Origin of the sequence: Flavobacterium sp. ACN6, assembly GCF_002304005.1 — a bacterium.
GTDB lineage: Bacteria > Bacteroidota > Bacteroidia > Flavobacteriales > Flavobacteriaceae > Flavobacterium.
In genome coordinates, this window is the sequence record NZ_MRCQ01000010.1 from 119011 (window position 1) to 144043 (window position 25033).

At 35.1% G+C, this 25033-nt stretch carries 20 protein-coding genes; 11 read left to right on the forward strand and 9 right to left on the reverse strand.

Annotated features, from left to right (window positions below; all coding sequences use genetic code 11):
* Window positions 1-98 precede the first annotated feature (98 nt).
* The 9 genes from BSF42_RS16070 (at window position 99) to BSF42_RS16105 (ending at window position 11143) form a co-directional block, all read left to right on the forward strand.
* Window positions 99-3344, forward strand: a complete 3246-nt coding sequence (locus BSF42_RS16070) for a CheR family methyltransferase (RefSeq protein ID WP_095954109.1) — start codon at window positions 99-101, stop codon at window positions 3342-3344.
* A gap of 211 nt (window positions 3345-3555) precedes the next feature.
* On the forward strand, window positions 3556-5697 hold the full coding sequence (locus tag BSF42_RS16075; protein ID WP_095954110.1) for a catalase: 2142 nt from the start codon (window positions 3556-3558) through the stop codon (window positions 5695-5697).
* A 17-nt stretch (window positions 5698-5714) separates the two neighbouring features.
* Window positions 5715-6284 (forward strand): ferritin-like domain-containing protein, encoded by a 570-nt coding sequence (locus BSF42_RS16080; protein WP_095954111.1) that lies wholly within the window; start codon window positions 5715-5717, stop codon window positions 6282-6284.
* 237 nt (window positions 6285-6521) lie between these two features.
* Window positions 6522-7658 (forward strand): glycosyltransferase, encoded by a 1137-nt coding sequence (locus BSF42_RS16085; RefSeq protein ID WP_095954112.1) that lies wholly within the window; start codon window positions 6522-6524, stop codon window positions 7656-7658.
* The gene (gene glf, locus BSF42_RS16090; RefSeq protein ID WP_095954113.1) at window positions 7655-8794 is read left to right on the forward strand and encodes a UDP-galactopyranose mutase; all 1140 of its coding nucleotides are present in this window, start codon (window positions 7655-7657) and stop codon (window positions 8792-8794) included. Before BSF42_RS16085 ends, glf begins: the two co-directional genes overlap by 4 nt.
* Window positions 8794-9933, forward strand: a complete 1140-nt coding sequence (locus BSF42_RS16095) for a hypothetical protein (RefSeq protein ID WP_095954114.1) — start codon at window positions 8794-8796, stop codon at window positions 9931-9933. Before glf ends, BSF42_RS16095 begins: the two co-directional genes overlap by 1 nt.
* Before the next feature lie 150 nt (window positions 9934-10083).
* Window positions 10084-10248 carry a hypothetical protein gene (locus BSF42_RS22500; protein WP_172426707.1) on the forward strand — a complete coding sequence of 55 codons (165 nt, stop codon included), beginning with the start codon at window positions 10084-10086 and terminating at the stop codon, window positions 10246-10248.
* 6 nt (window positions 10249-10254) lie between these two features.
* Window positions 10255-10545 (forward strand): hypothetical protein, encoded by a 291-nt coding sequence (locus BSF42_RS22505; RefSeq protein WP_095954115.1) that lies wholly within the window; start codon window positions 10255-10257, stop codon window positions 10543-10545.
* Between the two features lie 190 nt (window positions 10546-10735).
* The gene (locus tag BSF42_RS16105; RefSeq protein ID WP_095954116.1) at window positions 10736-11143 is read left to right on the forward strand and encodes a lipocalin family protein; all 408 of its coding nucleotides are present in this window, start codon (window positions 10736-10738) and stop codon (window positions 11141-11143) included.
* A gap of 47 nt (window positions 11144-11190) precedes the next feature.
* Here BSF42_RS16105 and BSF42_RS16110 read toward each other — a convergent pair whose 3' ends face one another.
* Window positions 11191-12081: a LysR substrate-binding domain-containing protein gene (locus BSF42_RS16110; protein WP_095954117.1), complete on the reverse strand. Its 891-nt coding sequence runs from the start codon at window positions 12079-12081 to the stop codon at window positions 11191-11193.
* A gap of 129 nt (window positions 12082-12210) precedes the next feature.
* Here BSF42_RS16110 and BSF42_RS16115 point away from each other — a divergent pair, with 129 nt between their 5' ends.
* Window positions 12211-12768: a hypothetical protein gene (locus BSF42_RS16115; protein WP_095954118.1), complete on the forward strand. Its 558-nt coding sequence runs from the start codon at window positions 12211-12213 to the stop codon at window positions 12766-12768.
* 11 nt (window positions 12769-12779) lie between these two features.
* Window positions 12780-13754 carry an NAD(P)H-quinone oxidoreductase gene (locus BSF42_RS16120; RefSeq protein ID WP_095954119.1) on the forward strand — a complete coding sequence of 325 codons (975 nt, stop codon included), beginning with the start codon at window positions 12780-12782 and terminating at the stop codon, window positions 13752-13754.
* 97 nt (window positions 13755-13851) lie between these two features.
* Here BSF42_RS16120 and BSF42_RS16125 read toward each other — a convergent pair whose 3' ends face one another.
* The 8 genes from BSF42_RS16125 to BSF42_RS16160 form a co-directional block, all read right to left on the reverse strand.
* Complete coding sequence (locus BSF42_RS16125) at window positions 13852-15246, reverse strand: aldehyde dehydrogenase family protein (RefSeq protein ID WP_095954149.1); 1395 nt, start codon at window positions 15244-15246, stop codon at window positions 13852-13854.
* Window positions 15247-15346: 100 nt separating this feature from the next.
* Window positions 15347-15652, reverse strand: a complete 306-nt coding sequence (locus BSF42_RS16130; RefSeq protein WP_095954120.1) for a putative quinol monooxygenase — start codon at window positions 15650-15652, stop codon at window positions 15347-15349.
* A gap of 93 nt (window positions 15653-15745) precedes the next feature.
* Window positions 15746-16540: a type 1 glutamine amidotransferase domain-containing protein gene (locus BSF42_RS16135; RefSeq protein ID WP_216360286.1), complete on the reverse strand. Its 795-nt coding sequence runs from the start codon at window positions 16538-16540 to the stop codon at window positions 15746-15748.
* Between the two features lie 129 nt (window positions 16541-16669).
* Window positions 16670-17239: a Crp/Fnr family transcriptional regulator gene (locus BSF42_RS16140; protein WP_095954121.1), complete on the reverse strand. Its 570-nt coding sequence runs from the start codon at window positions 17237-17239 to the stop codon at window positions 16670-16672.
* A gap of 131 nt (window positions 17240-17370) precedes the next feature.
* Window positions 17371-18399 carry a rod shape-determining protein gene (locus BSF42_RS16145; protein ID WP_095954122.1) on the reverse strand — a complete coding sequence of 343 codons (1029 nt, stop codon included), beginning with the start codon at window positions 18397-18399 and terminating at the stop codon, window positions 17371-17373.
* A 154-nt stretch (window positions 18400-18553) separates the two neighbouring features.
* Window positions 18554-21025 (reverse strand): glycoside hydrolase N-terminal domain-containing protein, encoded by a 2472-nt coding sequence (locus tag BSF42_RS16150; protein WP_095954123.1) that lies wholly within the window; start codon window positions 21023-21025, stop codon window positions 18554-18556.
* Window positions 21026-21136: 111 nt separating this feature from the next.
* Window positions 21137-22489, reverse strand: coding sequence for a glycoside hydrolase family 27 protein (locus BSF42_RS16155; protein ID WP_253251085.1), 1353 nt, complete (start codon window positions 22487-22489; stop codon window positions 21137-21139).
* 83 nt (window positions 22490-22572) lie between these two features.
* Entirely contained in the window at window positions 22573-24993 is a 2421-nt protein-coding gene (locus BSF42_RS16160; RefSeq protein ID WP_095954125.1) for a sugar-binding domain-containing protein, read from the reverse strand.
* Between the last annotated feature and the right edge of the window lie 40 nt (window positions 24994-25033).

Consider the following 25033-nt stretch of genomic DNA (forward strand, 5'->3'; position numbering starts at 1 on the left):
AGAGGTTATGTCCTATCAATAAACTGCTGGATTTCTAAGGAATTTTAGTAGAAAAATTTTAAGCATAATGAATCTTTTCATTTAAAACTTAAAAATGCATGAACAAGCCTAAAGAAATTGAAGACAAGATAACTTCTCCCCTATTTCCAGTTGTTGGTATTGGTGTAACAGCTGCAGAAATTGAAATATTAAAAAAAATAATTTTTGAAATTCCTGCAGTATCAGGTATGAGTTATTTGATTATTGAAAATTTATATTTTCCGCAATCAGAAAAGCTGGCAGAACAGCTTACGGCATTTTCTAAAATTCCTGTTGTCGAAATTATAAATGAAATAGAATTACATCCCGATCATATCTATATTGTTCCCGAAAACAATTTTTTGGTTTTAGAAAACGGAATTTTAAAACTTAAACCGAGAACACGAAGCAGCAGGGTTAACAACTGTCTTGATGTTTTTTTCGAATCTCTTGCCACGGTTTATAGTACTTATGCCTTAGGAGTAATTCTATCTTCAAATCCGTTAGATGGTGCGGCGGGACTAAAAAAACTTAAGGAATTTGGCGGGGCAACAATTTCAGTTTTATCGAATAAAAATCAAAATAACTATACAGCAGAATTTATAGATTATTATGCTGAACCTGAGAGAATTGTTTCTAAGCTACTAGATATACAAAATAGTTACTTAATAACTCATGCTTACTTTGAGGGAGAAATTGATGTTAGTGAACAAGAACTTTTTAACGAAATTGTTTCCATTGTATCTGTTAAAACAGGAACCGATTTTCATCGTTATAAATACCAAACCCTTCGAAGACGTATCGCCAAAAGAATGGTAAATACCAAACAGGATACCATCGAAAAATATTTAAAATTACTTAAAGACAATACAAAGGAACAGGATCTTTTATTTCATGATTTTCTAATTCCTGTAACTTATTTTTTTAGAGATCAATCGTATTTTGATAATCTGGCGATGACTGCGTTTCCTTCACTAATTGAAAATGTAAGCAATAAGAATATCCGAATCTGGTCGGCTGGCTGTTCAACTGGTGAAGAAGCTTATTCTCTTGCTATTTGTATAGATGAATATCTCAATAAAACGAACAATAACGATATAAAAATCCAAATTTTCGCTTCTGATTTATCTGAAAAAAATATTGCGAAAGCGCGTACTGGTGTATATACGCTGCAAGATTTGAAAAATATAAGTGAAGAAAGAATCGAACAGTATTTTACTAAAAAAGACAGCGGTTACCATGTCAATAAAAACATTCGTGACAAATGTGTTTTTGCCATTCATGATTTAACGAAAGATGCACCTTTCGCCAAAATTGACTTTGTATCCTGCCGAAATGTTCTTATTTACTTTGATCCGAATCTGCAAAATCAAATCTTTGAATCCTTTCATTATGCACTTAGAAATAAGGGAATTTTATTTTTAGGAAAAGCAGAATCGGCAAATAATGTCCAGAACTTGTTTACCTTATTAGAAAAACAGGAAAAAATATACATTCGCAAAGATGCTGCAATAAAACACAAAATTTTTCACCCAGATTTTAATATCGCAGCCAGCAAAATAAAAAATATTCCTTCTATCACAAATAATGAAATCGATTATAGAAAAATTGCCACTGATATTCTTTTAGAACAATATTCTCCGGCCGCCGTCATAATTAATGAAGATTTGGAAATTGTACATTTTCATGGAGATACCAGTCCGTTTTTACAGCCTCCTCCCGGAAAACCAAGTTTCAATATTTTAAATATGGTTAACGATGAAATTGGTTTCGAGCTAAGAAATGCTGTTTTAAAAGCCCGAAATGAGAAAAAGAATTTTTCTGGAGAAAGTATTGCCGTCAAAAAACTTTCTTTTATAACCTCTTTTGAAGTTATATTTCTTCCTTCTAATATCGAATTACTATTGATTATCTTTTGTAAAAAAAACATTTTACCACCAGAACAAAATAATTCAGGCGAAAATCGAACCGAAGAATTAGAACGAGAATTACTGCAGCTTCGCGGTGATTTTAAAAGGGTTACCGAAGAACAGCAGATTTATTTTGAAGAACTGCAGACTACTAATGAAGAATTATTAAGCAGCACCGATGAATTACAGCTTATAAATGAGGAACTTGAAACTTCGGCAGAAGAACTCCAGTCTAATAACAAAGAATTATCCTGTATCAATGATGAGCTTCAGGATGGCCGTGATGAACTAGCCTCGATGCGTAATTTTTACGAATCAATAGTCAATACAATTCGAGAGCCTTTAATTATTATTGATAAAAATTATATCGTTAAAAATGCAAATCCTTCTTTTTATAAATATTTTAAAACCCAGCAGGAAAAAACAGAAGGATTTTCAATTTTTGAAATTGCAGACGCGCAGTGGAATATTCCACAATTTAAGGAAACTGTTTTAAAGAAATTAGCTCAAAACAATATCGTTGAAAACTTTAAAATAGAATTTCGTACTCCAACAGGTGAGCAGCACATATTGATTCTTAATGCCTCTCCTATTTTAAACTCAATTCCTGAAGGCATGATTCTTATAGCTTTAGAAGATGTTACTGAACTGGAACACAGCGACGAATCTTTAAAAAGTAAAAACATGGAGCTTTTGGGATACAGCAGACAATTAGAATCTTTTACTGACGCTGCCAGTAATAACCTGTTAGAACCCATAAGAAAAATATATATGTTCGGTAAAAAAATTCTGGACAATGAAGCCAATTTAACCGAATCTGGCAGGCATAATGCAAAAAGATTATTAAGTGCGGCAGTAAATATGAATCAGCTTATTGAAGACCTTATAGATTATTCAAAAATAAATTTTTCAAAAAAAGAATTCAAAAAAACAGATCTCAATATAGTACTCAAAAAAACACTCAGCGACTTAAAAACTGCAATTAGCGCTTACAAAGCTGTTATAATAAATGATCCTCTTCCGACTCTTAGGGTTATAGCGCCGCAAATGCAGCTGCTTTTTACCCATTTAATTTCAAACGCTATTAAATACACCAAACAAGGCACGACACCTGAAATTAAAATCAGTATAGATTATCCGTCAACGGAAGCAATGGCAGATTTAGGTGCCGATCCAGAAATAAATTATATCAAAATTTATGTAAGCGATAACGGAATTGGTTTTAATAAAGATTTTGAAAAGTTGATTTTTACACCTTTCTATAAACTTGACAGCAATGATCTGCAATACGGAAGCGGACTCGGATTAACTTTGGTAGAAAAAATTACAGCTAATCATAAAGGTTTTATAAAAGTTTCCAGCCAGCCATCAATAGGAACAACTGTAAATATTTTTCTTCCCTTACAGGCAATATAAACAGACGAAATTCTAATATTTAAGTATAATTATTTTCTTATTCAATTGAATTACTGGTAATTGTAGAACTATATATTGTAATAATATAAAAACGTCACTTTAGTATAATTTAATTTTGGATTGAAAGAAAAATCATAACTCTAACTAGTTACTACAGGCAAGAGTTATGATTTTTCTACAATTTAAATGTATTTAACTAATATGATATTTTATGAAAAATTTTCAAGACGAAAAACAACGCGATTTATCAGTCAACAAATCAGATGGCACTAACAAATTCCTGACTACAGATCAGGGCCTGCGAATTAATGATGATAATAATTCGCTGAAAGCCGGTGAAAGAGGACCTTCTCTACTCGAGGATTTTATTTTGAGGGAAAAAATAACGCATTTTGACCACGAAAGAATTCCAGAAAGGATTGTTCACGCACGCGGATCAGGAGCTCATGGATTTTTCGAAGTAACAAATCCAATTCCAGAATTAACCAAAGCTGGTTTCTTAAAAGAAAAAGGTCTAAAAACACCCGTTTTTACGCGGTTTTCGACTGTTGCAGGCTCAAGAGGTTCTACAGATCTTGCAAGAGATGCCAGAGGATTTGCAGTTAAATTTTATACTCAAGAAGGTATTTATGACTTAGTTGCCAATAACATTCCGGTTTTCTTTATACAAGATGCGGCGAAATTTCCCGATCTTATTCACGCTGTAAAACCAGAGCCACATAATGAAATACCACAAGCTGCATCTGCACACGATACTTTTTGGGATTTTATTTCCTTAATGCCAGAATCAATGCACATGATTATGTGGGTAATGTCTGATCGTGCCATTCCGAGAAGTTATAGAATGATGGAAGGTTTTGGCGTTCATACTTTTAGACTAATCAACGAAAGAGAAGAATCTGTTTTTGTGAAATTTCACTGGAAACCAAAATTAGGAACGCACGCAGTTGCTTGGGATGAAGCTCAGAAAATTTCAGGAAAAAATCCAGATTTTCACAGACAAGATTTATGGGAAGCAATTGAAATGGGTAATTTCCCAGAATGGGAATTAGGCGTTCAGGTAATTCCTGCTGAAGATGAAAACAAGTACGAATTTGATCTTCTGGATCCAACAAAATTGGTTCCCGAAGAATTGGTGCCTGTTACTATCGTCGGGCGAATGGTCTTAAACAAAAATCCTGATAATTTCTTCGCAGAAACAGAGCAGATTGCCTTCCATCCAGGTCATATTGTACCGGGAATCGATTTTAGTAATGATCCACTTTTACAAGGAAGATTATTTTCTTACACCGATACACAGCTTTCTAGATTAGGAAGTCCAAATTTTCATGAAATCCCGATTAACAGAAGTGTTGCGCCGGTTCACAACAATCAGCGTGACGGACATATGCGTCAGGAAATCAATAAAGGCCGTGTAAGTTATCATCCCAATTCACTTGGCGGAGGCTGTCCTTATCAGGCAAAAATCGAAGAAGGCGGTTTTGCAAGTTTTAATGAAAGAGTTGACGCACACAAAGTGAGAGAAAGAAGTGAAAGTTTTAATGATCATTTCGGACAAGCCAAATTATTTTTTAACAGCCAGACGCCAGAAGAAAAAAGTCATATTGTAAAAGCACTGCGTTTTGAACTTGGAAAAGTTGAAACAACCGCTATACGCGTAAGAGTTTTAGGTCTGCTTTCTCAAATCGACAGCAATCTTGCTGAAAAAGTAGCTCTTGGACTTGGTGCAACCGTTCCGCCAATTTTGGAAACGCCAATTAACAAAGGTGTGTCTCCAGAAAACGAAGGAGGACCTCAGGAACCACAAACGGTAGAATCGTCTGTTTCTTCGTCAGAAGCATTGAGTATGATTAAAAATCCAACCAACTCACCAACAATTGCTTCAAGAAAAGTAGCTATTATTTGTTCAGACGGCGTTTCTGAAGCTGCTGTATTGAATATGAAAAGTGCACTAAAAAAAGAAGATGCCAAAGGATGCATTATTGCACCTCATCTTGGATCTATAGTAACTGACGCAGACGGTGCAATTCCAGCCGAATTTAGTTTTTTAACTGCATCATCGGTATTATTTGATGCTGTTTACATTCCACACGGTTTAGGATTGAATGCATTGGCTGAAAATGATGATTTATTTGAGTTCCTTAATGATGCTTACAAACACTGTAAAGTAATTGGTGCAGATGGCGAAGCTTCAGAAATTATAAGCAGCGCTCCTTTCGCATCAAAAATCACAAATGACGATGCTGGAATTATTTTGACAAGCGACATTGCCGCTCAAGGATTTGCACAGGATTTTATCGCCGCAATGACACTGCACCGTTTTTGGCAGCGTGAACCAAACTTATACAATTAAAACAAAAAAAAACAACCATGAAAAATTCAGAAAAAAACATAGAAAACAAAGGAGTTAAAAACAACATGAAAAACAATTTTGTTGAGCCGGCATCAGACGCTGCAACAGAATTGAAAGAACTTTTTATTGACAGTCTTAAAGATATTTACTGGGCAGAAAATGCATTAGTGGGCGCTTTGCCAAAAATGGCGGATAATGCTACTTCTGCAGCACTTTCAAGCGCGATTTTAGAACATCTTGACGTAACCCAAAATCAAGTTAAGAGATTAGAAGAGGTTTTTGAACTTTTAGGCGAAAAAGCCGAAGGAAAAAAATGTGAAGCAATGGCTGGACTTTTGAAGGAAGGAGACAGTATTCTTTTAGAAACTGCTCCTGGAGCCGTTAGAGATGCTGGAATAATTGCTGCATCTCAAAAAATTGAACATTATGAAATTGCAACATACGGAACCTTAGTCGCTTTCGCGAAAACATTGGGTGAAAACAATGCTGCAAAACTTTTAACGCAAACTCTTGCCGAAGAAAAAGAAGCCGACTGCGTATTAAATGACGTTGCTTTAAATGCTGTAAATATTGTAGCAGCCGAATAAGATTTTTCGAATCTTAATCCTTACTTCTATTATCATAAAAACATCTGTACGCTGTACAGGTGTTTTTTTTATGCTTTAATTTAAACATAAATAACTGACTGTGAATTATGTAACCCTCATGATTCTGTATGTAAATAACGTCTATACTTCCCCAATACATTTGCCTCATTCCTTTTTTGTCCCTCCCTACACAATACTAACGAGTCATGAAAATATGACTTACTTAATTCAAATCAGATGATAAATAATTTAAAGAAAGCAAAAAAAAATAATGATTTAGAAATACATCATTTAGAACAAAAAGCCCAACATTATGATATGATTGTTTTTTGTCATTTAAGATGGCAGTTTGTATATCAGCGCCCGCAGCATATTATCAGCCGAATGGCTCAAACTATGAAGGTTTTATTTATTGAAGAACCTTTATATAATGACTCGCTTAAAAGTTCGGAAAACCTAATTATAGTTAATGAAATGCTTCATGTATTACAACCTAATACTAAAGACATAGAATCAATTACAAGAATTATTTCAAATTATGTGAAAAATAAAAATATAACTGTTGGATGGTTTTACTCGCCCTCTTTTTCTCCTTTGTTAGGTTCTTTTGATTTTGACACGATAGTTTACGATTGTATGGATGAGCTTTCGTTGTTTAAACAAGCTCCCGCTCACTTAATTGATCAGGAAAAATATTTAATGGCTAATGCCGATATTATTTTTACCGGTGGTAAATCATTATACGAATCTAAAAAACAATTTAACGCCACGGTACATTGTTTTCCAAGTTCTGTAGACGAACAGCATTTTGCGCAGGCTCTAAACGGAATCGCCCTTGCAGATGATATTTCGGATATTCAGCATCCAATTGTTGGTTATTACGGTGTGATCGACGAGCGAATCGATTTAGAACTGCTTCATGAAACTGCCAAAAGGCTTCCAAATGTTTCTTTTGTAATGATTGGACCATTAGCCAAAATCGACGAAACTGATCTCCCTAAAGAAACGAATATTCATTATCTCGGAATGAAATCTTATAACGAACTGCCGCATTATTTAAAAGCGTTTGATATTGCAATGATGCCTTTTGCGCTTAACGATGCAACCAAATATATAAGTCCAACCAAGACTTTAGAATATATGGCTGCAGGAAAACCCATTATTTCTACTAAAATTATTGATGTCATTCGCGATTACAGCATCTGCGTAAGCTTAATTGAAACTGCAGCCGATTTTTGTGAAGAAATTAATTTTCTATTGAATAAAACAGATCGTCTTTCAATGGAATTAGAATATTATAAAATCCTAAAGAAAACATCTTGGGATAGTACCGTTGAAAAAATGAATTTAATCGTTAAAAGCTTCGCAAAATGAAAAACATCGACATTTTAATCATAGGCGCAGGTATCTCAGGAGCTGTATTGGCAGAGCGCTATGCCTCAATTGGAAAAAAAGTTTTAATTATTGAAAAACGGAATCATATTGCGGGCAACTGCTACGATTACGTAGATGAGAACAAAATATTAGTTTCTAAATATGGAGCGCATCTATTTCACACCAACGAAGAGTCGGTTTGGGAATATGTCAATCAGTTTTCTGACTGGTATTTTTGGGAACATAAGGTAATTGCAAGGGTTGATGACAAAATGGTTCCAATTCCGGTAAATATTACAACGGTCAACGAATTGTTTAATACGAATATTTCCACCGAAGACCAAATGAAAAACTGGCTGGAAGAAAATCGGACACCTTTAGAAAAACCAGCAAATGGCGAAGAAGCAGTTTTAAATCGGGTTGGTCCTATTTTGTATGAGAAAATGTTTAAACATTATACCAAAAAACAATGGGACAAATATCCTGCTGAACTTGATGCTTCTGTTTTAGACCGAATTCCGGTAAGAACGAATTATGATGATCGTTATTTTTCTGATATTCATCAGGCTTTGCCCAAAGGAGGTTACACGCAGTTATTCGAAAATATATTAGACAACCCGAATATCGAAGTCCTTTTAGAAACGGATTATTTTGATGTAAAAGATGAATATGCCAATTATGAGAAACTGTTTTATACAGGACCAGTTGATCGTTTCTTCGAATTCAAACACAGCCTGCTGGAAAAACTGGAATACCGCTCCATTAATTTTGTTAGTGAGACGGTCGATGGCGAATTCTATCAGGAAAATTCCGTTGTAAATTATCCGGGAACAGAAGTTGATTTTACCCGAATTATAGAATACAAACATTTTGGAAACCAGATTTCAGAAAAAACCACCGTTGTCAAAGAATTTACGGTAGACGAAGGCGAACCTTATTATCCAGTTCCAAATCCGCGAAATCAGGAAATTTATGCACGCTATAAAACAGAAGCGGATAAACTGATTGATGTTCATTTTGTGGGAAGGCTGGCAAATTATAAATATTTCAATATGGACCAAGCTTTTAAAAATGCCTTGGATCTTTTTGATTTACTTGAAAAAGAAAATGAACCATTATTTAAAACTGCTGTATAATGGAAATTTTCAATACTTTTTTTATGGGAGGATTTGAATGTGCCGACCATATTAACCGTTCGGGCAGCAGGGTGAATCTTTTAAAAGAAACCCAGCACGATATTCGCTGTTACGAAGATTACGAAAATCTAGCAGCTATAGGAATAAAGACCGTTCGTGAAGGTATCTGCTGGAGTTCGGTAGACACTAATTCTTCTTTCTTTAATTTTTCAAATGTTCTAGTTAGAATCAGAGCAGCAGAGAAATACGGAATTCAGCAGATCTGGGATTTAATTCATTTTGGATATCCAGACGATTTATCTCCTACGCATCCTCTTTTCTGTAAGCGTTTTGAGCAATTATGCCAGGCTTTTGCAACTTTCTATAAAGAGAATTCAAAGCAAAAATTATTTGTTGTTCCAATAAATGAAATCAGCTTTTTGTCTTGGCATTCCGGCGATGTGCGAGGAACTGTGCCATTTGCAACAAACAGCGGATGGGATATTAAATATCATTTGTGTAAAGCAGCCATTTTGGGTATAAAAATGCTCAAAAAAACAGATCCGAACTGCACTGTTATTTTGGTTGAACCGCTGGTAAAAATTCATGCCTCAGAAATTTACGATGATGTCAATCTATTAAACGAACCTCAGTTTCAGGCTATGGATATTATTGCTGGAAGAATGTGTCCTGAACTGGGCGGTTCTGAAGATTTACTTGAAATTCTCGGCTTTAATTATTATTGGAATGGCCAATGGAAAGGAAATGGAGAGCCTTTTAACTGGCCCGATTACCAGCATAAGAGAATTCCATTTTCTCAAGTGTTACGAACCGCATACGACCGTTATAAAAAACCAATAATTCTTACTGAAACGGGACACTTTGGAAATCTTCGTGTAGAATGGCTTGAAGAAATAACAGCCGAATGTGTATTGGCTAAAAAAAATGGAGTGGATTTACAGGGAATCTGTATTTATCCTGTCACAGACCGTCCAGACTGGGACGATTTATCGAATTATTGCCAGTGCGGGATTTGGGATTTGGACGAAAATTTTAATCGAATTCCCTATCAGGAATATATTGACGCTCTTGTAAAAGCACAAATAAGTTTTAAGAAAAAGAAATATAAAATTCATCATTTCATGGATCTTTTTAGATAAAGGAAGATTAAAATAATCAGCGGGCAGAAATGCAATTAGAAATATTGTAAACTACTGTTAATTATACAATTAATACCGCCCTTAAATATAAATATGTAATATGCCACAACTGTACATTTACCATTATTAACAATTTAAATATTATTTATTATGAATACTTCAAACGCAAAAAAAAGCACTGATAGTGCTAAGGCATCAGATAAGAAAACTGATAAAAAAGAAAGTACATCAAAAAGCGATTCTAAGAATGATTCAAAGAATGATTCAAAATCTGCTGCTGATACAAAAAAAGGAACAACCACAACTAAAAAGTAATTATTTATGAGTTTAGATGAAAAAGAAAATTACGGTCAGGAAGACCAGTTTTTTCAAAATGACAGAAAACAATATGACGATCCTGATATTGATTCACCACCTGATCATACGATAACAGAAAATGCAGAACCAGACTACAATACTGATCTCGTTTCTAATAGAGATGAACTTGAAGAGGAAGATGATTATTTAGAAAATGATCTTGAGGACGATGACGACGATGATCTTGAAGATGACGATGAGGATTCAGAAGATGATGATATTGAAGAGGAAACAAACACTTATGATAAAGAATAGTTGATATACTCTTTAAAAAGGAAGCCGCCTAGATTTAGGCGGTTTTTTTATTGGTATCATTAGCTTAAAAAATTCAACACTAAACTTAACATTCTAATAATCTAAGAATTACAAGATTAATCTTATATTTGATTTCAAGAATTCAAATTCTTAGAATCCTGTAAAGCTAAATGAGTCCTATCTAAAGATTATGAAAAAATTATTACTATTGTCACTTCTTCAAAGTATCTTAATTTCTTGCTCAAACGATAATGATATCATTCCCGACGGTACATCTGGTGATATTCATGGCTCATGGCAGTTAAAAGCCGTATATGTTTCAGGAGTTAGACAGTCTTTAAGTGAATGCCGTCTTTATGAAGGTGTAGCATTTGAAGATAATTCTATTATAATGGTGAAAACTGAAGAAAAAGTTAGTGCACCTTGCACAATTACCACTGTCGAAGGAACTTTTCAAAGAACAGACAATACTTTATCGATCACATTTCCTAATGAGAACAAGAAATCTAAGATCAAGGAACTTACATCTGTAAAATTGGTTTTAATTTCTGAAAATGCAGCAGAAACGCTGGAGTACGAAAAAGCGACACCTCTTTAAAATATTACTAAAACTTACTGTATTTCATAATGACTGATTAGGGTTATCTAAACCAAGTTTAGCATGGTCGCTTTTTTCTTAATTAAATTATGAAAAAGCACAAGTGACGCTTTTCTATAAATTCCTGAAGGAAATATAATAGTTGCTTCACGAGTAATATTCTTGCTTTCTATTGGAACTGCTGTAAGTTCGGAAAAATGAAATAAAGAAGTATCCATTAATATAGTGGCCCATTTTTTTGTATTAACCAGTTCCAACAAGCTGTGAATATCGTTGATCTCTATTTTGGCGTTTAATTTTGTATTATTTTTTAAAAGCGTTTCATCTAGGAAATTCCTTATGCTGTAACTTTCCGACGGCAGCACTAAAGGCAATGCTGCTATTTTTTGAAATGTAATTTTTTTAAGGGTACTCAACGGATGTGATTTATGAACAATCAATGAAAGATTTGCAGAAAAAAGAGGTATCACATCAAGTTGATTATCGTCGGACGAAGGCATAAAGGAAAGCATACAATCAATTTCATACGAACGTATTTTTTGCATTAAATCTGATGTAGAACCTAATACAATCTGAATCTGAATATCTGGAAATTCCTCATTAAATTCTGTAGCCGATTGCAGTAATAAATTTACAAGACCATAAGTAGATCCAATAATTATTTTTCCTGTTTTCAGGTTATTCAAATCCATTAAAACCTGTTTTCCTTCTTCTGCCTGACGAATCGTTCTTCGCGCATATTCAAGCATTATTTCTCCTGACTCTGTCAGTTTAACCCTCCTGCCAATTCTATCAAAAAGAAGCACATTTAGTGACGTTTCCAACTCTTTGATCTGATGTGATAATGTACTTTGAGTAATATATAAATCCTCTGCAGCCTGAGTGAAATTTAAAAGTTCTGCCGCACGGACAAAATATTTTAATTGACGAAGTTCCATCTTATCTAATTTTTTATAAAAATACAATTCTAAATCGAAAATTTCGATCGTTTAGATCTAAAAATATCATTTCCACGATTGGTATACATTATCGAACTTTGACATAAGTTAATTTAAAAAATAGAAAAGATGGAAATCGTACAAAAACCCGAAAATGCATTATCAGCATCAATTGTTTCAGCAATAATAAATGCTCCAATTGAAAAAATTAATATAGCCGACTGGCTTCTAAATCTGCCGGATGCCGAATACCAGCGTTGTTCTGTGAACCATATTGCTGCCGGAATTACTTCAAATTTTGAAGGAATACCCATGTCAATTAATGTAGAATATGTGGGAACTGCACTTGTTGTACAACACTATATCTTTGATCAATATCGTGCTGATTATTGCCGTATGTTATCTGTTTCTGATACTATTACAGCAAGTGGAAGATCTAAAGTACAAGTTCTTTGGGAATTGAAAGCAGAAAGAATCGATGAAAAAACATCCAAATTCACCAATACAATTCATGCAACTGCTACACCTGAATTTTTAAATTTCATCAAAGCAAACGGGATTTCTTTAGCGGAAGCAGCAAAAGCAAGACAAGAAGCCTCTGATGCCCACAACCACGAAGAAACGCCTCTGTTTGCAAAAAGTATTGAGAACAAAGCCTTATTTGGAAAATATAATCTACCTTTTTAAAAAATTAGATTATGAAAGCTATTACAATAACAAAATTTGGAGGTCCTGAAGTTTTGCAGTTAACAGAAGTTCCTGATTTAGTTCCTTCTAAAAATGAAGTCTTAATTCAAGTAAAAGCGTCTGGTATTAATAGAAGTGACATTCTACAGCGTCAGGGAAAATATGCCGCTCCAGACAGTACTTCTAATGAAATTCCAGGTCTTGAAGTATCTGGTATTATTACAGCATGTGGTCCAGAAGTTACACAATGGAAAAAAGGAGATGAGGTTTGTGCCCTCCTTGCTGGCGGCGGCTATGCCGAATATGTTGTTGTTAAAGAAGGTCAGTGTCTGCCTATTCCAAGTGGTTTCAATTTTGTAGAAGCGGCCAGTCTTCCTGAAACGGTATTTACAGTTTGGTCTAACATTTTTGAGCGAGGAAAACTCAAACCTGGTGAATCTCTATTGGTTCACGGAGGCAGCAGCGGGATCGGAATTACAGCTATTCAAATTGCTCACGCTCTAGGCTCAAAAGTTTTTACAACAGTTGGTTCAGAGGAAAAAGCAAAGTATTGTGATGCATTAGGTTCTGATATTTCTATTAATTATAAAACAGAGGATTTTGAAGAAATTTTAAAAAGCAAAGGTGTAGATGTCATTCTTGATATGATAGCCGGACCTTATTTTCAAAAAAATCTCAATATATTAAATGAAGATGGAAGACTGATTCATATTAATGCGGAGAATGGTAAAGACGTAGACCTTGATATCTGGCAGTTAATGGTAAAAAGAATCACGATTACTGGAAGTACTTTACGCGGAAGAGATTATGACTATAAAAAACGATTAACAAAAGAAGTTTCCCAAAATATTTGGCCATTAATTGAAAATGGAAAATTCAAACCTGTTATTTACAAAACATTTTCATATCAAAATGCAGTAAAAGCTCATCAATGCATGGAAGAAGGCAGTCATATAGGTAAAATTATACTGGATTGGGAATCCTGAAAATTATTCTTTAATTGGAATCAACCCCTCCAAAATTATATAATTTGGAGGGGTTGATTATCTTTAACGCAATCTTGGAAGATGATGCATTTTAAAATTACAGAAATTTACTTTTAAAAACAGTTAGTTTTTCTCTAGTCATATCCTCTATTGTATAGGAGATTCCGCCCATACCTAATCCCGAAGAATCTCTGCCGCCAAACGGCATCCAGTCTACTCTAAAAGCTGTATTGTCATTGATCATAACAGCAGTTGCGTTTAATTTTTTAGCCGTGTCTAATGCCATATCAATGTTTTTTGTAAAAACTGCTGCTTGAAAGTGAACTTCCAATGCATTTGCTTTTTGAATGGCTTCGTCCCTATTTGTAAACGGATAAATACAAACAACAGGACCAAAAATCTCGTTGGTAGAAACTTTTGAATTTTCTGAAGGATTGAATAAAATGGTTGTTTCAAAACAAGTATCAGAAATACGTTTTCCGCCTGCAATTAATTTGGCACCTTCTTCAATCGCTTCGTTAACCCATTCTTCAACTCTATTTACTTCTTTTGTCGTAATAAGCGGACCTACATCAGTCTTTTCGTCAAACGGGTTTCCAACAATCAATTTATTCGCAGCTTGAGAAAACTCTTCCACAAAGCGATCACAAATTTCCTGATTCACATAAATTTTCTGAACCGAAACACAAACTTGTCCTGCATGATAAAAACCGCCTTTTACCAAATCTGGAATCATTTCGCTGAAATCGGCATCGCTTTCTACAATTACAGGCGCTGCTCCTCCGTGTTCTAAGGCACATCTCGTTCCTGGCGGCAATTTGCTTTTTAGAGACCATCCCACTTTCGCAGAACCTATGAAAGTTAAAAAATGAATTCTCGAGTCGGTTACTATTAATTCAGCTGTTTCATTATCACATAAAACGACTTGCAGCCATCCATCGGGTAAACCAGCTTCTTTCAAAATATCGGCCAACGCAAGACCAGACAACGGCGTATTACTTGATGGTTTAAATATAACCGGACAGCCTGCTGCTACTGCAGTTGCAATTTGATGTACCGCAAGATTTAGCGGATGATTAAACGCACTAACTGCTGCAACAACACCAATAGGTTCTTTTGTTGTAAAAGCAATTCTGTTGACAGAAGCTTCTGTAAGTCCCATCGGAATCTGCTCGCCTTTAATTTGCGCTATATGTTCCGCAGCCAGTTTTACTCCTTTGATCGCTCTTAGAATTTCTGCTTTGGAGTCTTTATAAGGTTTTCCGCCTTCGCTGATTGCCAAATGTATCAGCTCTTCGCTTCTATCATTCATTATTGCAGCTGCTTTTTCTAATATTTCAATTCTTTTAAAAGCAGGAATCCAATTCGATTGATCATTAAATAAACTCTGTGCTGTATTCAGTATAATATCAACTTCACTTTTATCTAGCAGCGGTAACTCTTTTACCAGACTTAGATCGTATGGGAATATAATTTTCGTTGTCTTTTCCATAATTATTTTTTTGTACATGAATCTTACAATTTCATGATATGCACCTTAAATTTAATCAATTTGTGAAGGATTACAATGGTTTAATCCACAATAATTGAAATTAATATGCTAAAGGTTTTGCTAAAACAATTTCTCTATTTTCTAATAAAGGCACAATTTTTCCGATTACTATATCCTGAAAATATGCTGCATTTCTATGTTCTGTAATTGCAGATTCTGTAGTGTAGCCTTCAAATAATAGAATTGTATTTTGATCTGAAATGCTTTGATGAATTTTGTAAAACAAATTCCCTTCTTCTTTTATACTTTCGTCATGTACCGTTTTTAATAATTGTAAAACGTTTTCTACCTGACCTTCTTTTACTTTCCATGTTGCGAAAACATGAACTGGATTTTGATTTTCCATTTTGATTTCTTTTATAATTATTTTTTCAGTTTTAATAATGAAATTATACTGACCTTCATCCAGAATTTGAAGAAGGTCAATATAATTAGAAGATCACTTTTTAGAAGCTTCTAAGATAACAATCATTTTTTCGGCTACACCTTTTGCAGAAGCAGGATTTTGTCCCGTAACCAAATTACCATCTGCAATACTATGTGCCGACCAATTTGCTGCAGCGTGAAATTTTGCTCCTTGTCTGGTTAATGCAGTTTCAAGTAAGAAAGGCACATCCGCAATAGCGTAACCTCTTTCCTCTTCATCTGTAAATGAGGTGATATTTTTACCATTTACAAGATAAGTTCCATTGCTTAGTTTTACGTTTAATAAAGATACTGGACCGTGACAAACCGCTCCAACAACTGCATTTCGCTCGTACGTTTCTTTAATTACTTTTTTCAAAAGTTCATTCTCTGGCATATCCACCATTGGTGCTAATCCGCCTGGTACAAAAACGGCATCGTATTTACTTACATCAACATTTGAAAGTTTTACGGCTTTCTGCATCGCTTCCCATCCTTTTCCTGTTAGAAATGCAAGATTGTCTGGATCATTAGCCAAATTAAGGGCATCTAAATATGGTGTATCGCCCGTTAAACTGGCAAAATCAATTGCATAATCTGCTTTGTCAAATTCGGCATAAGGGTGTGCTACTTCAGGAAGAAAAGTTCCCGTTCTTCTGTTATTTGGTCCAATTGCATTGGCATTTGATACGATAATTAAAATTTTCTTTTCCATTTTGGTTTCTTTTTTAAGGGTTGTTTTTTGTTTTACTACTGTGTTCTCTTTTTGATTTTGTGCATTTGAAGAAAAAAAGGCAATGGCCGCTGATAGAATCAGAATCTTTTTCATGTTGGTAATTTTTAAATTGGTACTGAATTATTTATAGGGCAAATTTATACCAGCTCCCCTCCTCAATACGAGGATGAAAGTCACAAAAAAAGTGTGACGAAAATCACACTTTGAGAAGAAATAGCTATGTTATTTGTTGCTGGAGTAAAGCCTGCTGAGGGTTTCGCGGCTTACACCCAGATATTCTGCAATATATTTTTTGGGAATTTTTTGCATTAGATTTGGATAAAGTTCTGCAAATTCTTTATATCGCTGCTGCGGATTACTGGACAGTAACGATATTATTCTTTGCTGCAGCGCCATATAACCTTTGGTTAATTTTACCCTGAAAAAGTGTTCCATTTTATGAAGCGTAACAGAGAGCTGTTCTCTTCCGTCGAGTGTGAGACATAAAACTTCTCCCGGCTCCATGCAGACGACATACATATTCGCCGTCTTTTGATTGAAGTAGGAAATATAATCTGACATCCACCAATTTTCTGTAGCAAATTGTACGATGTGCTCTTTTCCTTCTTCATCAAGATAAAAAACCCTGAAAATGCCGCTCATAATAATGTATTCATATTTTGCGTCATCACCTTGTTGAATAAGATATTGATTTTTCAATACCTTTCTTATCGTAAAAAAGGGCTTGATAGATTCAAACTCTTCATCGCTGATGGGTATAATTTCTTCAATATGTTTTCTAAGTTTTTCCATAGGTTGTTTTTACCTTTTCAAAGATAATATTGTATTCCGTTTCGACCATAGGTTCTTATAAAAGAAAAAAACATTTTAGCGATTGCCAAAATGTTTTTTTCTAACTCCTAACTTTTTTTAGTAAGTAAGTTCTATTTTAGTAGCACACTTTTATATTTTGCTATATTTTTTAAAACGGTTCCAGTTCCTCTTACTACTGCTCTTAAAGGATCCTCTGCAATGTAGACTGGTAGATCTGTTTTCTGCGAAATTCTTTTATCCAGACCACGAAGCATTGCGCCTCCTCCTGCCAGATACAAACCGGTATTATAAATATCAGCCGCAAGTTCGGGCGGTGTGACCGAAAGTGTTACCATTATGGCGTCTTCAATTCGCAGCACCGATTTATCTAAAGCTCTTGCAATTTCTCTCGAAGTAATCCTTACCTCTTTGGGTTTACCTGTAAGCAAGTCTCTTCCGCGAACCATCATGTCTTCTGGGGCATCTTCCAGTGTTTCGATTGCAGCGCCTACCTCTATTTTTATCTGCTCCGCTGTAGCTTCACCAATATACAGGTTATGATGCGTTCTCATATAATACAGTATATCGCCCGTAAACACATCGCCAGCAATTTTTATGGATTTATCACAAATAATTCCACCAAGTGCAATTACGGCAATTTCTGTAGTACCTCCTCCAATATCAACGACCATATTTCCTTTAGGAAGCATAACATCTAATCCCATTCCTATAGCGGCTGCCATTGGTTCATGAATTAAAAAAACTTCTTTTCCATTTACTCTTTCGCAGGACTCTTTTACGGCTCTCATTTCAACTTCTGTAATTCCGCTTGGAATACAAACTACCATTCGGAGTGCAGGAGTAAAAAAGTTTTTCTTTAATTCGGGAATATTCTTTATAAACCAGCTGATCATTTTCTCCGAAGCATCAAAATCGGCTATAACTCCATCTTTAAGCGGACGTATTGTTTTAATATTCTCGTGTGTTTTCCCCTGCATTAAACTTGCTTCTTTACCGACAGCAATAATTTTTCCGTTTCTAATATCTCTTGCCACAATTGAGGGACTATCTACAACAATTTTTCCATCATAAATTATCAAAGTATTTGCTGTTCCCAAATCCATTGCAATTTCCACTATCATAAAATCAAATAAACTCATAATATCGTTTTATTTAAAAAACGGTATTATTGGTATTTTATTCTTTACGAATTGAAATTAGAGTATAATTGAATAGTATTAATACTAAAAAGCAGTTGAAATAAATCGAGCTTTCAGTTTATTGTATTGACTTTAATTTTAAATTTAGGAAAATCTATTTTGATGAGATCAGACGATAAGAAGTTCCTTTTTTAGTTTCAAATACAGCAGTATAACCAATAGACGATTTTTCGCTTTTGATGTTAATATTTTCAATTGTAAATGGTACCGAAGCTCTTACTGCACACTTACCTCCTTTATTAGAAACTATTTTTGCCTGCGTTATTTTGCTGTCATTCCATTTTATGTCTACGGTAAAATTACCTTTTGCCGTAATACCTTTTATTTCACCGTCTGTCCATTCGTCTGGAAGAGCTGGCAGCAAATGAATTTCTTTATTCTGACTTTGCATTAACATCTCAATAACTCCAGCAGTTCCAGCAAAATTTCCATCTATCTGAAAAGGCGGATGCGCATCAAAAAGATTCGGGTAACATCCTCCTTGTCGTTTGTATTTTGGATCGTTATCTTTTGTCAGCCTCAATTGATTTTTGAACAATTTATAAGCGTGATTTCCATCCAAAAGTCTCGCCCACATATTTACTTTCCAAGCAAGGCTCCAGCCTGTACCATCGTCTCCGCGAAGTTCTAATGTTTTCTTTGCGGCAGCTGCCAAATCTGGTGTATTAAGAGGTGATATTAAATTGGCAGGATGCAATGCGTAAAGATGCGAAGTATGTCTGTGATGCGGATCTTCTTCTTCAAAATCTTTATACCATTCTAAAAGCTGCCCTTTGTTTCCTATCTTAAAAGGCAATAGTTGATCTGCCGCTTTGTTTACGGTCTGTCTGAATTCTGAATCAATATTTAGAACTTCAGCTGCTGCTATGGTATTTTCGAATACATCTTTTATGATGCCAATATCCATCGTCGAAGCAGTGGTTACTGTTCCTTGTTTCTTTCCATCATAATAATATTTGTTTTCGGGTGAAGTTGAAGGCATGGTTACCAAATAACCATCTTTATCTTTTTGAAGCCAGTCTAAACTAAACTCTGCTGCCCCTTTTATTATCGGATATACTTTTTTTAGATAATCCTTGTCGCCTGTATATTCGTAATGTTCCCATAAATGTCTGCTGAGCCAGTTGGCTCCCATATACCAATTGGCCCACATAGGATCTCCTTTTCCAAAATCGCCTACAGGATTGGTCATCGCCCATATATCTGAATTATGATGCAATACCCAGCCATTCGCATGATAATAACTTTTGGCCGTTTCTGCTCCGGTTACAGAAACGTTTTTAATGAATTCGTCAAGCGGAAAAAACAATTCAGACAAACTTCCCGATTCAACAGGCCAGTAATTCATCTGTAAATTAATATTGGTCGTATAATTACTGCTCCAAGGAGCGCGGAGTTTATTGTTCCATATTCCTTGTAAATTGGCCGGTGCATTGTGTGTACGTGATGAAGAAATCAACAAATAACGTCCATATTGAAAAAATAAAGCTTCAAGTCCGGCATCTTTTTCTCCTTTTGCATACTGCTCTAATCTTAGATCAGTTGGCAGATTGGATTTGTTGGTTTCTTTTTCATTAAGTTTTAAGGAAACTCTATTAAAGAAATGTTGAAAATCTGAAATATGCTCTTGTAATAAGTTATTGTATTTTTTTGCAGAAGCTTTTTTAATGAAACTTTCTACTAATTGATGTTCGTCTTTTCCCTGACTATCAGGACATTTATCAAAGCCATTGAAACTAGTCGCCGCCGAAACGAAAAGCAGTATTTCAGAGGCATTTTTAATAATCAGTTTATCTCCCTCAGAACTTATTTCTCCATCCTTAATAATTGGTTTAATAATCAATTCAAAACGCATTCCTCTACAGCCCGCTGTATCTTCATAAACAATAGCTTCTTTATTATAATCAATATAATTCGGGTCAGCATGTGAAGGCGCTTTTCCTTTTAAAACTAATGATTTGCTTTGTATTGATTTTTGATTTCTTAAAAGACTTGAGGCATCAATAATTATCGAAAGTTTTTTCAGCTGATCTGCCGAAAGCTTTATAACTATGCACTTTGCCGGTGCCGAAACAAAAATTTCTCTTTTATAATTTACCCCATCAGCATTAAATTTTGTCAATGTCAATCCCGTTTGTAAATCAAGGCTTCTGTTATAGGAATCTATTTTTTGTGTGCCAAAATCCTGTTTTAAAATAAGATCTCCCAACGGCATAAAACTTTCACTGTAAGCGCCCTGCATGTTTTTGGTTAAATCATAGGCTTTTTCGAAATCTTCATTTGTAAGCGCTTCTCTAATTAGTGCCAGATTTTTAAATGCATCTGGATTCACATTTTTTTGTACTGGTCCGCCGCTCCACAAAGTAGCCTCATTCAACTGGATTAATTCAGAATCTACTCTCCCAAAAACCATTGCACCAAGTGTACCGTTTCCCACAGGCAAAGCTTCGGTCCATTCAACAGCAGGCTGCTTGTATTGAAGTTTTAAATCCTGCTGTGCAAATGAAGAAAATCCTATAATCAAAGACAGAAACAAAAGATTTATTTTAAGAGAATTGTAAAACATGTATTTTAATTTTTAATTAGAAAAAACCAACGCCAAAACCGCACAAAAACAGTATTTAAAACTAATATGACTTTTAATTTTTAATTACTAATTTTTAATTTTGAAACTAAGCTATATTTTAGTATTTAACTGATACAAAACAGAACTGTGCGGTTTTAAATCTGCTCCTATTTCTTTTGAAGTTATTTTTGTTTTTTCGCCTGTCCACATATTTAGAATTTCAGCAGAGCCTGAAATTCCAAGATCTGAAAGATTTACGGAAACGTTTTGCGAAGCCTTATCTGAAATATTAAACAAAGCGAGATAAACGCTTCCGTCTTTTGCATTTTTTGAAGTCACAGCAATTTTTCCTTCTTTTTGAAAAAGCTGTTTTACTGCCGTACTTTCATTATGCATTTTTACAACATTTTTATTCGTTAATAATGATAATGTAAAAGCATCATTACTTGGCAGGTCTCCCCCAAAAAACAATGGTGATTTTAAAATATTAAAAAATGTAATCAGAGTATATTGCTCGTCTTTTGTTAAGCGGGTCATTCTGTCTTCACCGCGCTCTCCTCTTATGGAAATGCGACCTAACGGAATCATATCACAGTCTGGCCAAGTTCCAGGGGCAATGTGTGGATACCATTTTTGAGCTACATCCATCAAATGTGTAATATGAGGCCATGTATCCCAAACATCATCTACCATACGCCACATATTGGCATGCGTACTTACATGCGGTGCCGCTTCAATTGGTGTTTCACCTGGCGAAGTACTTAACACAATTTTTCGGCCGCATTTATCAATTGCATTTCGAATTAAATTGATTTCTGCTTCATGATAAGGTCTTGATAAATCATCAATTTTAATAAAATCGACTCCCCATTGTGCATACAATTCAAAAATGGAATTATAATATTCTTGTGCACCTGGTTTGTCTGCCAAAATAGTATAATTATCTTTTAACCATTCACACTGAAGCGCTGTGGTATAAATTTGATCTGCCGTTATTCCTTTTGTTCCTTTAATTGGCAGTTTTTCTTCAACCGCTTTTTTCGGAATTCCACGCATAATATGTATTCCGAATTTTAGTCCTTTTTTATGAATATAATCCGCTAGAGGTTTAAAACCTTGCCCGTCTTTCGCTGAAGGAAATCGATTAACGGCAGGCTGATATCTTCCGTACTGGTCTATAACGTAGCGCGGATCCGTTTGGTTGTAACCGCCCGCTTTGTCGTTTTCAACAAACCATCTTATATCAACTACAACATATTCCCAGCCAAATTTCTTTAGCTTATCTGCCATATAATCGGCATTTACTTTTACTTCATCTTCCTTTACAGTTGGCCCATAACAATCCCAGCTGTTCCAGCCCATTGGCGGCGTTTGTGCCCATTGTTTGAATTCTTCTTTTTGAAAGGTTTTGTTTTGAGCATTCGATGAAATCGAAAACATAACAACTCCTAATAAGAGCAACATTTTATTTTTTATCTTCATCTTAATTTCAATTAATTTGAATATTAATTTTTCTACCGATTTGTTAAACAAATGGAGAATTTAGATTATTCCACATTTATAGTTACTTCAACCGGTTTTAACCACTGACTTGTAAATTTTACTTTGATAGGTTCTGCCGTTCCATTTGCCTGAATATACGCTGCGATGTGCCCGTGAAAAACTCGTTGTACATTATCTGTATAATCTGTCATATCAGTATTATTTCCTGCTTCAAGTCCTAAGAGTGTTCCGTTACCGCTTATTGTACACGTTATTTCATTGTCTGAAAGCATTACCGGAAGACCATTCTGATCTTTAACCTGAACCATAATTTTAGCAACTCCTTTGTCTTTACTAATGCCGCTATTTTTGTTGTCGATCGTTAATTCAACTGGCTGCTGTGTTGTATGAATTGCATAACGACTTACTTCTTTATCGTTTTTATCTAAACCAACTGCTTCTAATTTCCCCGAAGAAAACGGAATATCCCAATAGATAATTCCTGTTTTATCATCATACAATTTAGTTTCGCCTACCACTTTTCCGTTCAATTCTAAGCGGGCTTTTGCTGCATTGGTGTAACACACAACGCGGATTTTTTGTCCTTCGTCGTAATTCCATATCGCCCATGCATCTTTAGAAATATCCTTATCATTTGTCCATACATAAGTTCCTAAGTAAGTCATTGGTTTATCTGACCATAATGATTGACGGAAATAGCCGCGGGGTTTGATAACTCCCGCAAAATCGACTAAACCTGAATAAAATCCTCTTGAAGGCCATCTTCCCGATTCTCCCAAATAATCAATTCCTGTCCAGAGAAACTGTCCAAAAATATATTTGTTGTTTTTTACTGCCAGCCAAGGTTCCATATTATGTGTATTTTCACTTCCGTAAATTACTCTTTTAGGATATTTTTCGTGGTCAGATTGGTATTTGCTTTCTGTATAATTATATCCTGTGATGTCTAATGCACCCGGATATTCTGTTTCGTTAGACATTGCAACTCCAGCCAAGCCGGCAGTTGTTGGACGGGATTTATCGTATTTTTTAACTGCCGCAACCAAACGTTTTGCAATAGCGCCAAGACGCATCGCATCTGGAGCCTCTTTTTTATAACCGCCGTAAGCTGCCTGCCCAAAACCGTTGGTTCCTTTATCTAAAACTGGATGCGAATAAGGATCGTTTGGATAATCTACTTCGTTACCGATGCTCCATGCAAACACCGAAAGATGATTTCTGTCACGTCTTACAAAATCTTCTAAATCTCTTTCTGCCCAATCTGCAAAAATATCAAACGAACCTTCAAAACCTGGCTTGCCATAATTCCAGCCTTCGAGCCATTTACGTTTTGGAAATTCCCATTCGTCATAGGCTTCATTCAAAACCAATAAACCTAATTCGTCGCAAAGTTCGTAGAAGTCTGGTGCCTGCGGATTATGACTTGTACGAATAGCATTTACTCCAATTTCTTTCAGCGTTTGTAATCTGGTTTTCCAAACTTCTCTTGGAACGGCAGAGCCTAAAACTCCAGCATCATGATGCAGACAGACTCCCTTCATTTTCATCCATTTCCCATTGAGGGCAAAACCATTATTAGGGTCAAATTCAAAAGTTCTAAAACCCGTTTGTGTTACGGTTTTATCGATTTCTTTTCCGTCTTGTAAAACTGTGGTTTTAAGTTCGTATAAATTTGGGTTTTCTAAATCCCACAATTGTGGATTTCTTAAATTGATTTTTGCCGCTATCTTTCCTTTCTGATTTGCTGCAACCTGAACTTTAGAGGAAACTTTTGCAACAGATTTTCCATCCTTAGAAAAAAGCTCATTTACAATGGTCAGACCTGCATTTGTTTTTGAACTATTCTCCAAATCAACTTCAATATTCAAAATGCCGCTTCCTTTTTTCACTTCAGGATATGCATAAACTCCCCATTGTGCAATGTGAACTGGGTTTGCGTAAACTATCCATACATTTCTGTAAATTCCAGAACCGCTGTACCATCTGGAATCGGCACTCTGACTGTGATCTACGCGAACAGAAATAGTGTTTTCGCCTCCATATTTTACAAATTCTGTAGCGTCATATGCAAAAGAAATATATCCATTTGGACGTTTTCCTAACGAATGTCCGTTGATGAAAACTTCACTTCGATTGTAAATTCCTTCAAAATACAAATAAACTTTTTCCCCTGCTTTGCTTTGCGGAATAGTTATCGCTTTTCTATACCACGCAATTCCTCCCGGTAAATATCCTGTGGAGCTTGCTAAAGTCGGACTCAATTGCCCTTTTACACTCCAATCATGCGGTACATTTACTTGTTTCCATTTACTGTCGTCAAATGAAACATTTTTAGCATCAGAAACGTCCTGAAGATTAAATTTCCAATTGTCATTAATTTTGTTTGAATCTCCAAACGAAATCTGGCTGAAAGCCGATAAACACGAGAAGAGAAATACGGGCAGTAAGATTTTATTTGTTTGCACTTTATTTCGTTTTTATTAATTTTTCTTCTTAACTAATTTA

Bases quoted from the DNA above. Each gene is read 5' to 3' on its own strand.
- BSF42_RS16120 (WP_095954119.1), top strand. From the start codon at position 12,780: ATGAAAGCTATTACAATAACAAAATTTGGAGGTCCTGAAGTTTTGCAG.
- BSF42_RS16140 (WP_095954121.1), bottom strand. From the start codon at position 17,239: ATGGAAAAACTTAGAAAACATATTGAAGAAATTATACCCATCAGCGAT.
- glf (WP_095954113.1), top strand. From the start codon at position 7,655: ATGAAAAACATCGACATTTTAATCATAGGCGCAGGTATCTCAGGAGCT.
- BSF42_RS16145 (WP_095954122.1), bottom strand. From the start codon at position 18,399: ATGAGTTTATTTGATTTTATGATAGTGGAAATTGCAATGGATTTGGGA.
- BSF42_RS16150 (WP_095954123.1), bottom strand. From the start codon at position 21,025: ATGTTTTACAATTCTCTTAAAATAAATCTTTTGTTTCTGTCTTTGATT.
- BSF42_RS16110 (WP_095954117.1), bottom strand. From the start codon at position 12,081: ATGGAACTTCGTCAATTAAAATATTTTGTCCGTGCGGCAGAACTTTTA.
- BSF42_RS22500 (WP_172426707.1), top strand. From the start codon at position 10,084: ATGAATACTTCAAACGCAAAAAAAAGCACTGATAGTGCTAAGGCATCA.
- BSF42_RS16115 (WP_095954118.1), top strand. From the start codon at position 12,211: ATGGAAATCGTACAAAAACCCGAAAATGCATTATCAGCATCAATTGTT.
- BSF42_RS16125 (WP_095954149.1), bottom strand. From the start codon at position 15,246: ATGGAAAAGACAACGAAAATTATATTCCCATACGATCTAAGTCTGGTA.
- BSF42_RS22505 (WP_095954115.1), top strand. From the start codon at position 10,255: ATGAGTTTAGATGAAAAAGAAAATTACGGTCAGGAAGACCAGTTTTTT.
- BSF42_RS16075 (WP_095954110.1), top strand. From the start codon at position 3,556: ATGAAAAATTTTCAAGACGAAAAACAACGCGATTTATCAGTCAACAAA.
- BSF42_RS16105 (WP_095954116.1), top strand. From the start codon at position 10,736: ATGAAAAAATTATTACTATTGTCACTTCTTCAAAGTATCTTAATTTCT.
- BSF42_RS16080 (WP_095954111.1), top strand. From the start codon at position 5,715: ATGAAAAATTCAGAAAAAAACATAGAAAACAAAGGAGTTAAAAACAAC.
- BSF42_RS16130 (WP_095954120.1), bottom strand. From the start codon at position 15,652: ATGGAAAATCAAAATCCAGTTCATGTTTTCGCAACATGGAAAGTAAAA.
- BSF42_RS16095 (WP_095954114.1), top strand. From the start codon at position 8,794: ATGGAAATTTTCAATACTTTTTTTATGGGAGGATTTGAATGTGCCGAC.
- BSF42_RS16155 (WP_253251085.1), bottom strand. From the start codon at position 22,489: ATGTTGCTCTTATTAGGAGTTGTTATGTTTTCGATTTCATCGAATGCT.
- BSF42_RS16070 (WP_095954109.1), top strand. From the start codon at position 99: ATGAACAAGCCTAAAGAAATTGAAGACAAGATAACTTCTCCCCTATTT.
- BSF42_RS16085 (WP_095954112.1), top strand. From the start codon at position 6,522: ATGATAAATAATTTAAAGAAAGCAAAAAAAAATAATGATTTAGAAATA.
- BSF42_RS16135 (WP_216360286.1), bottom strand. From the start codon at position 16,540: ATGAAAAAGATTCTGATTCTATCAGCGGCCATTGCCTTTTTTTCTTCA.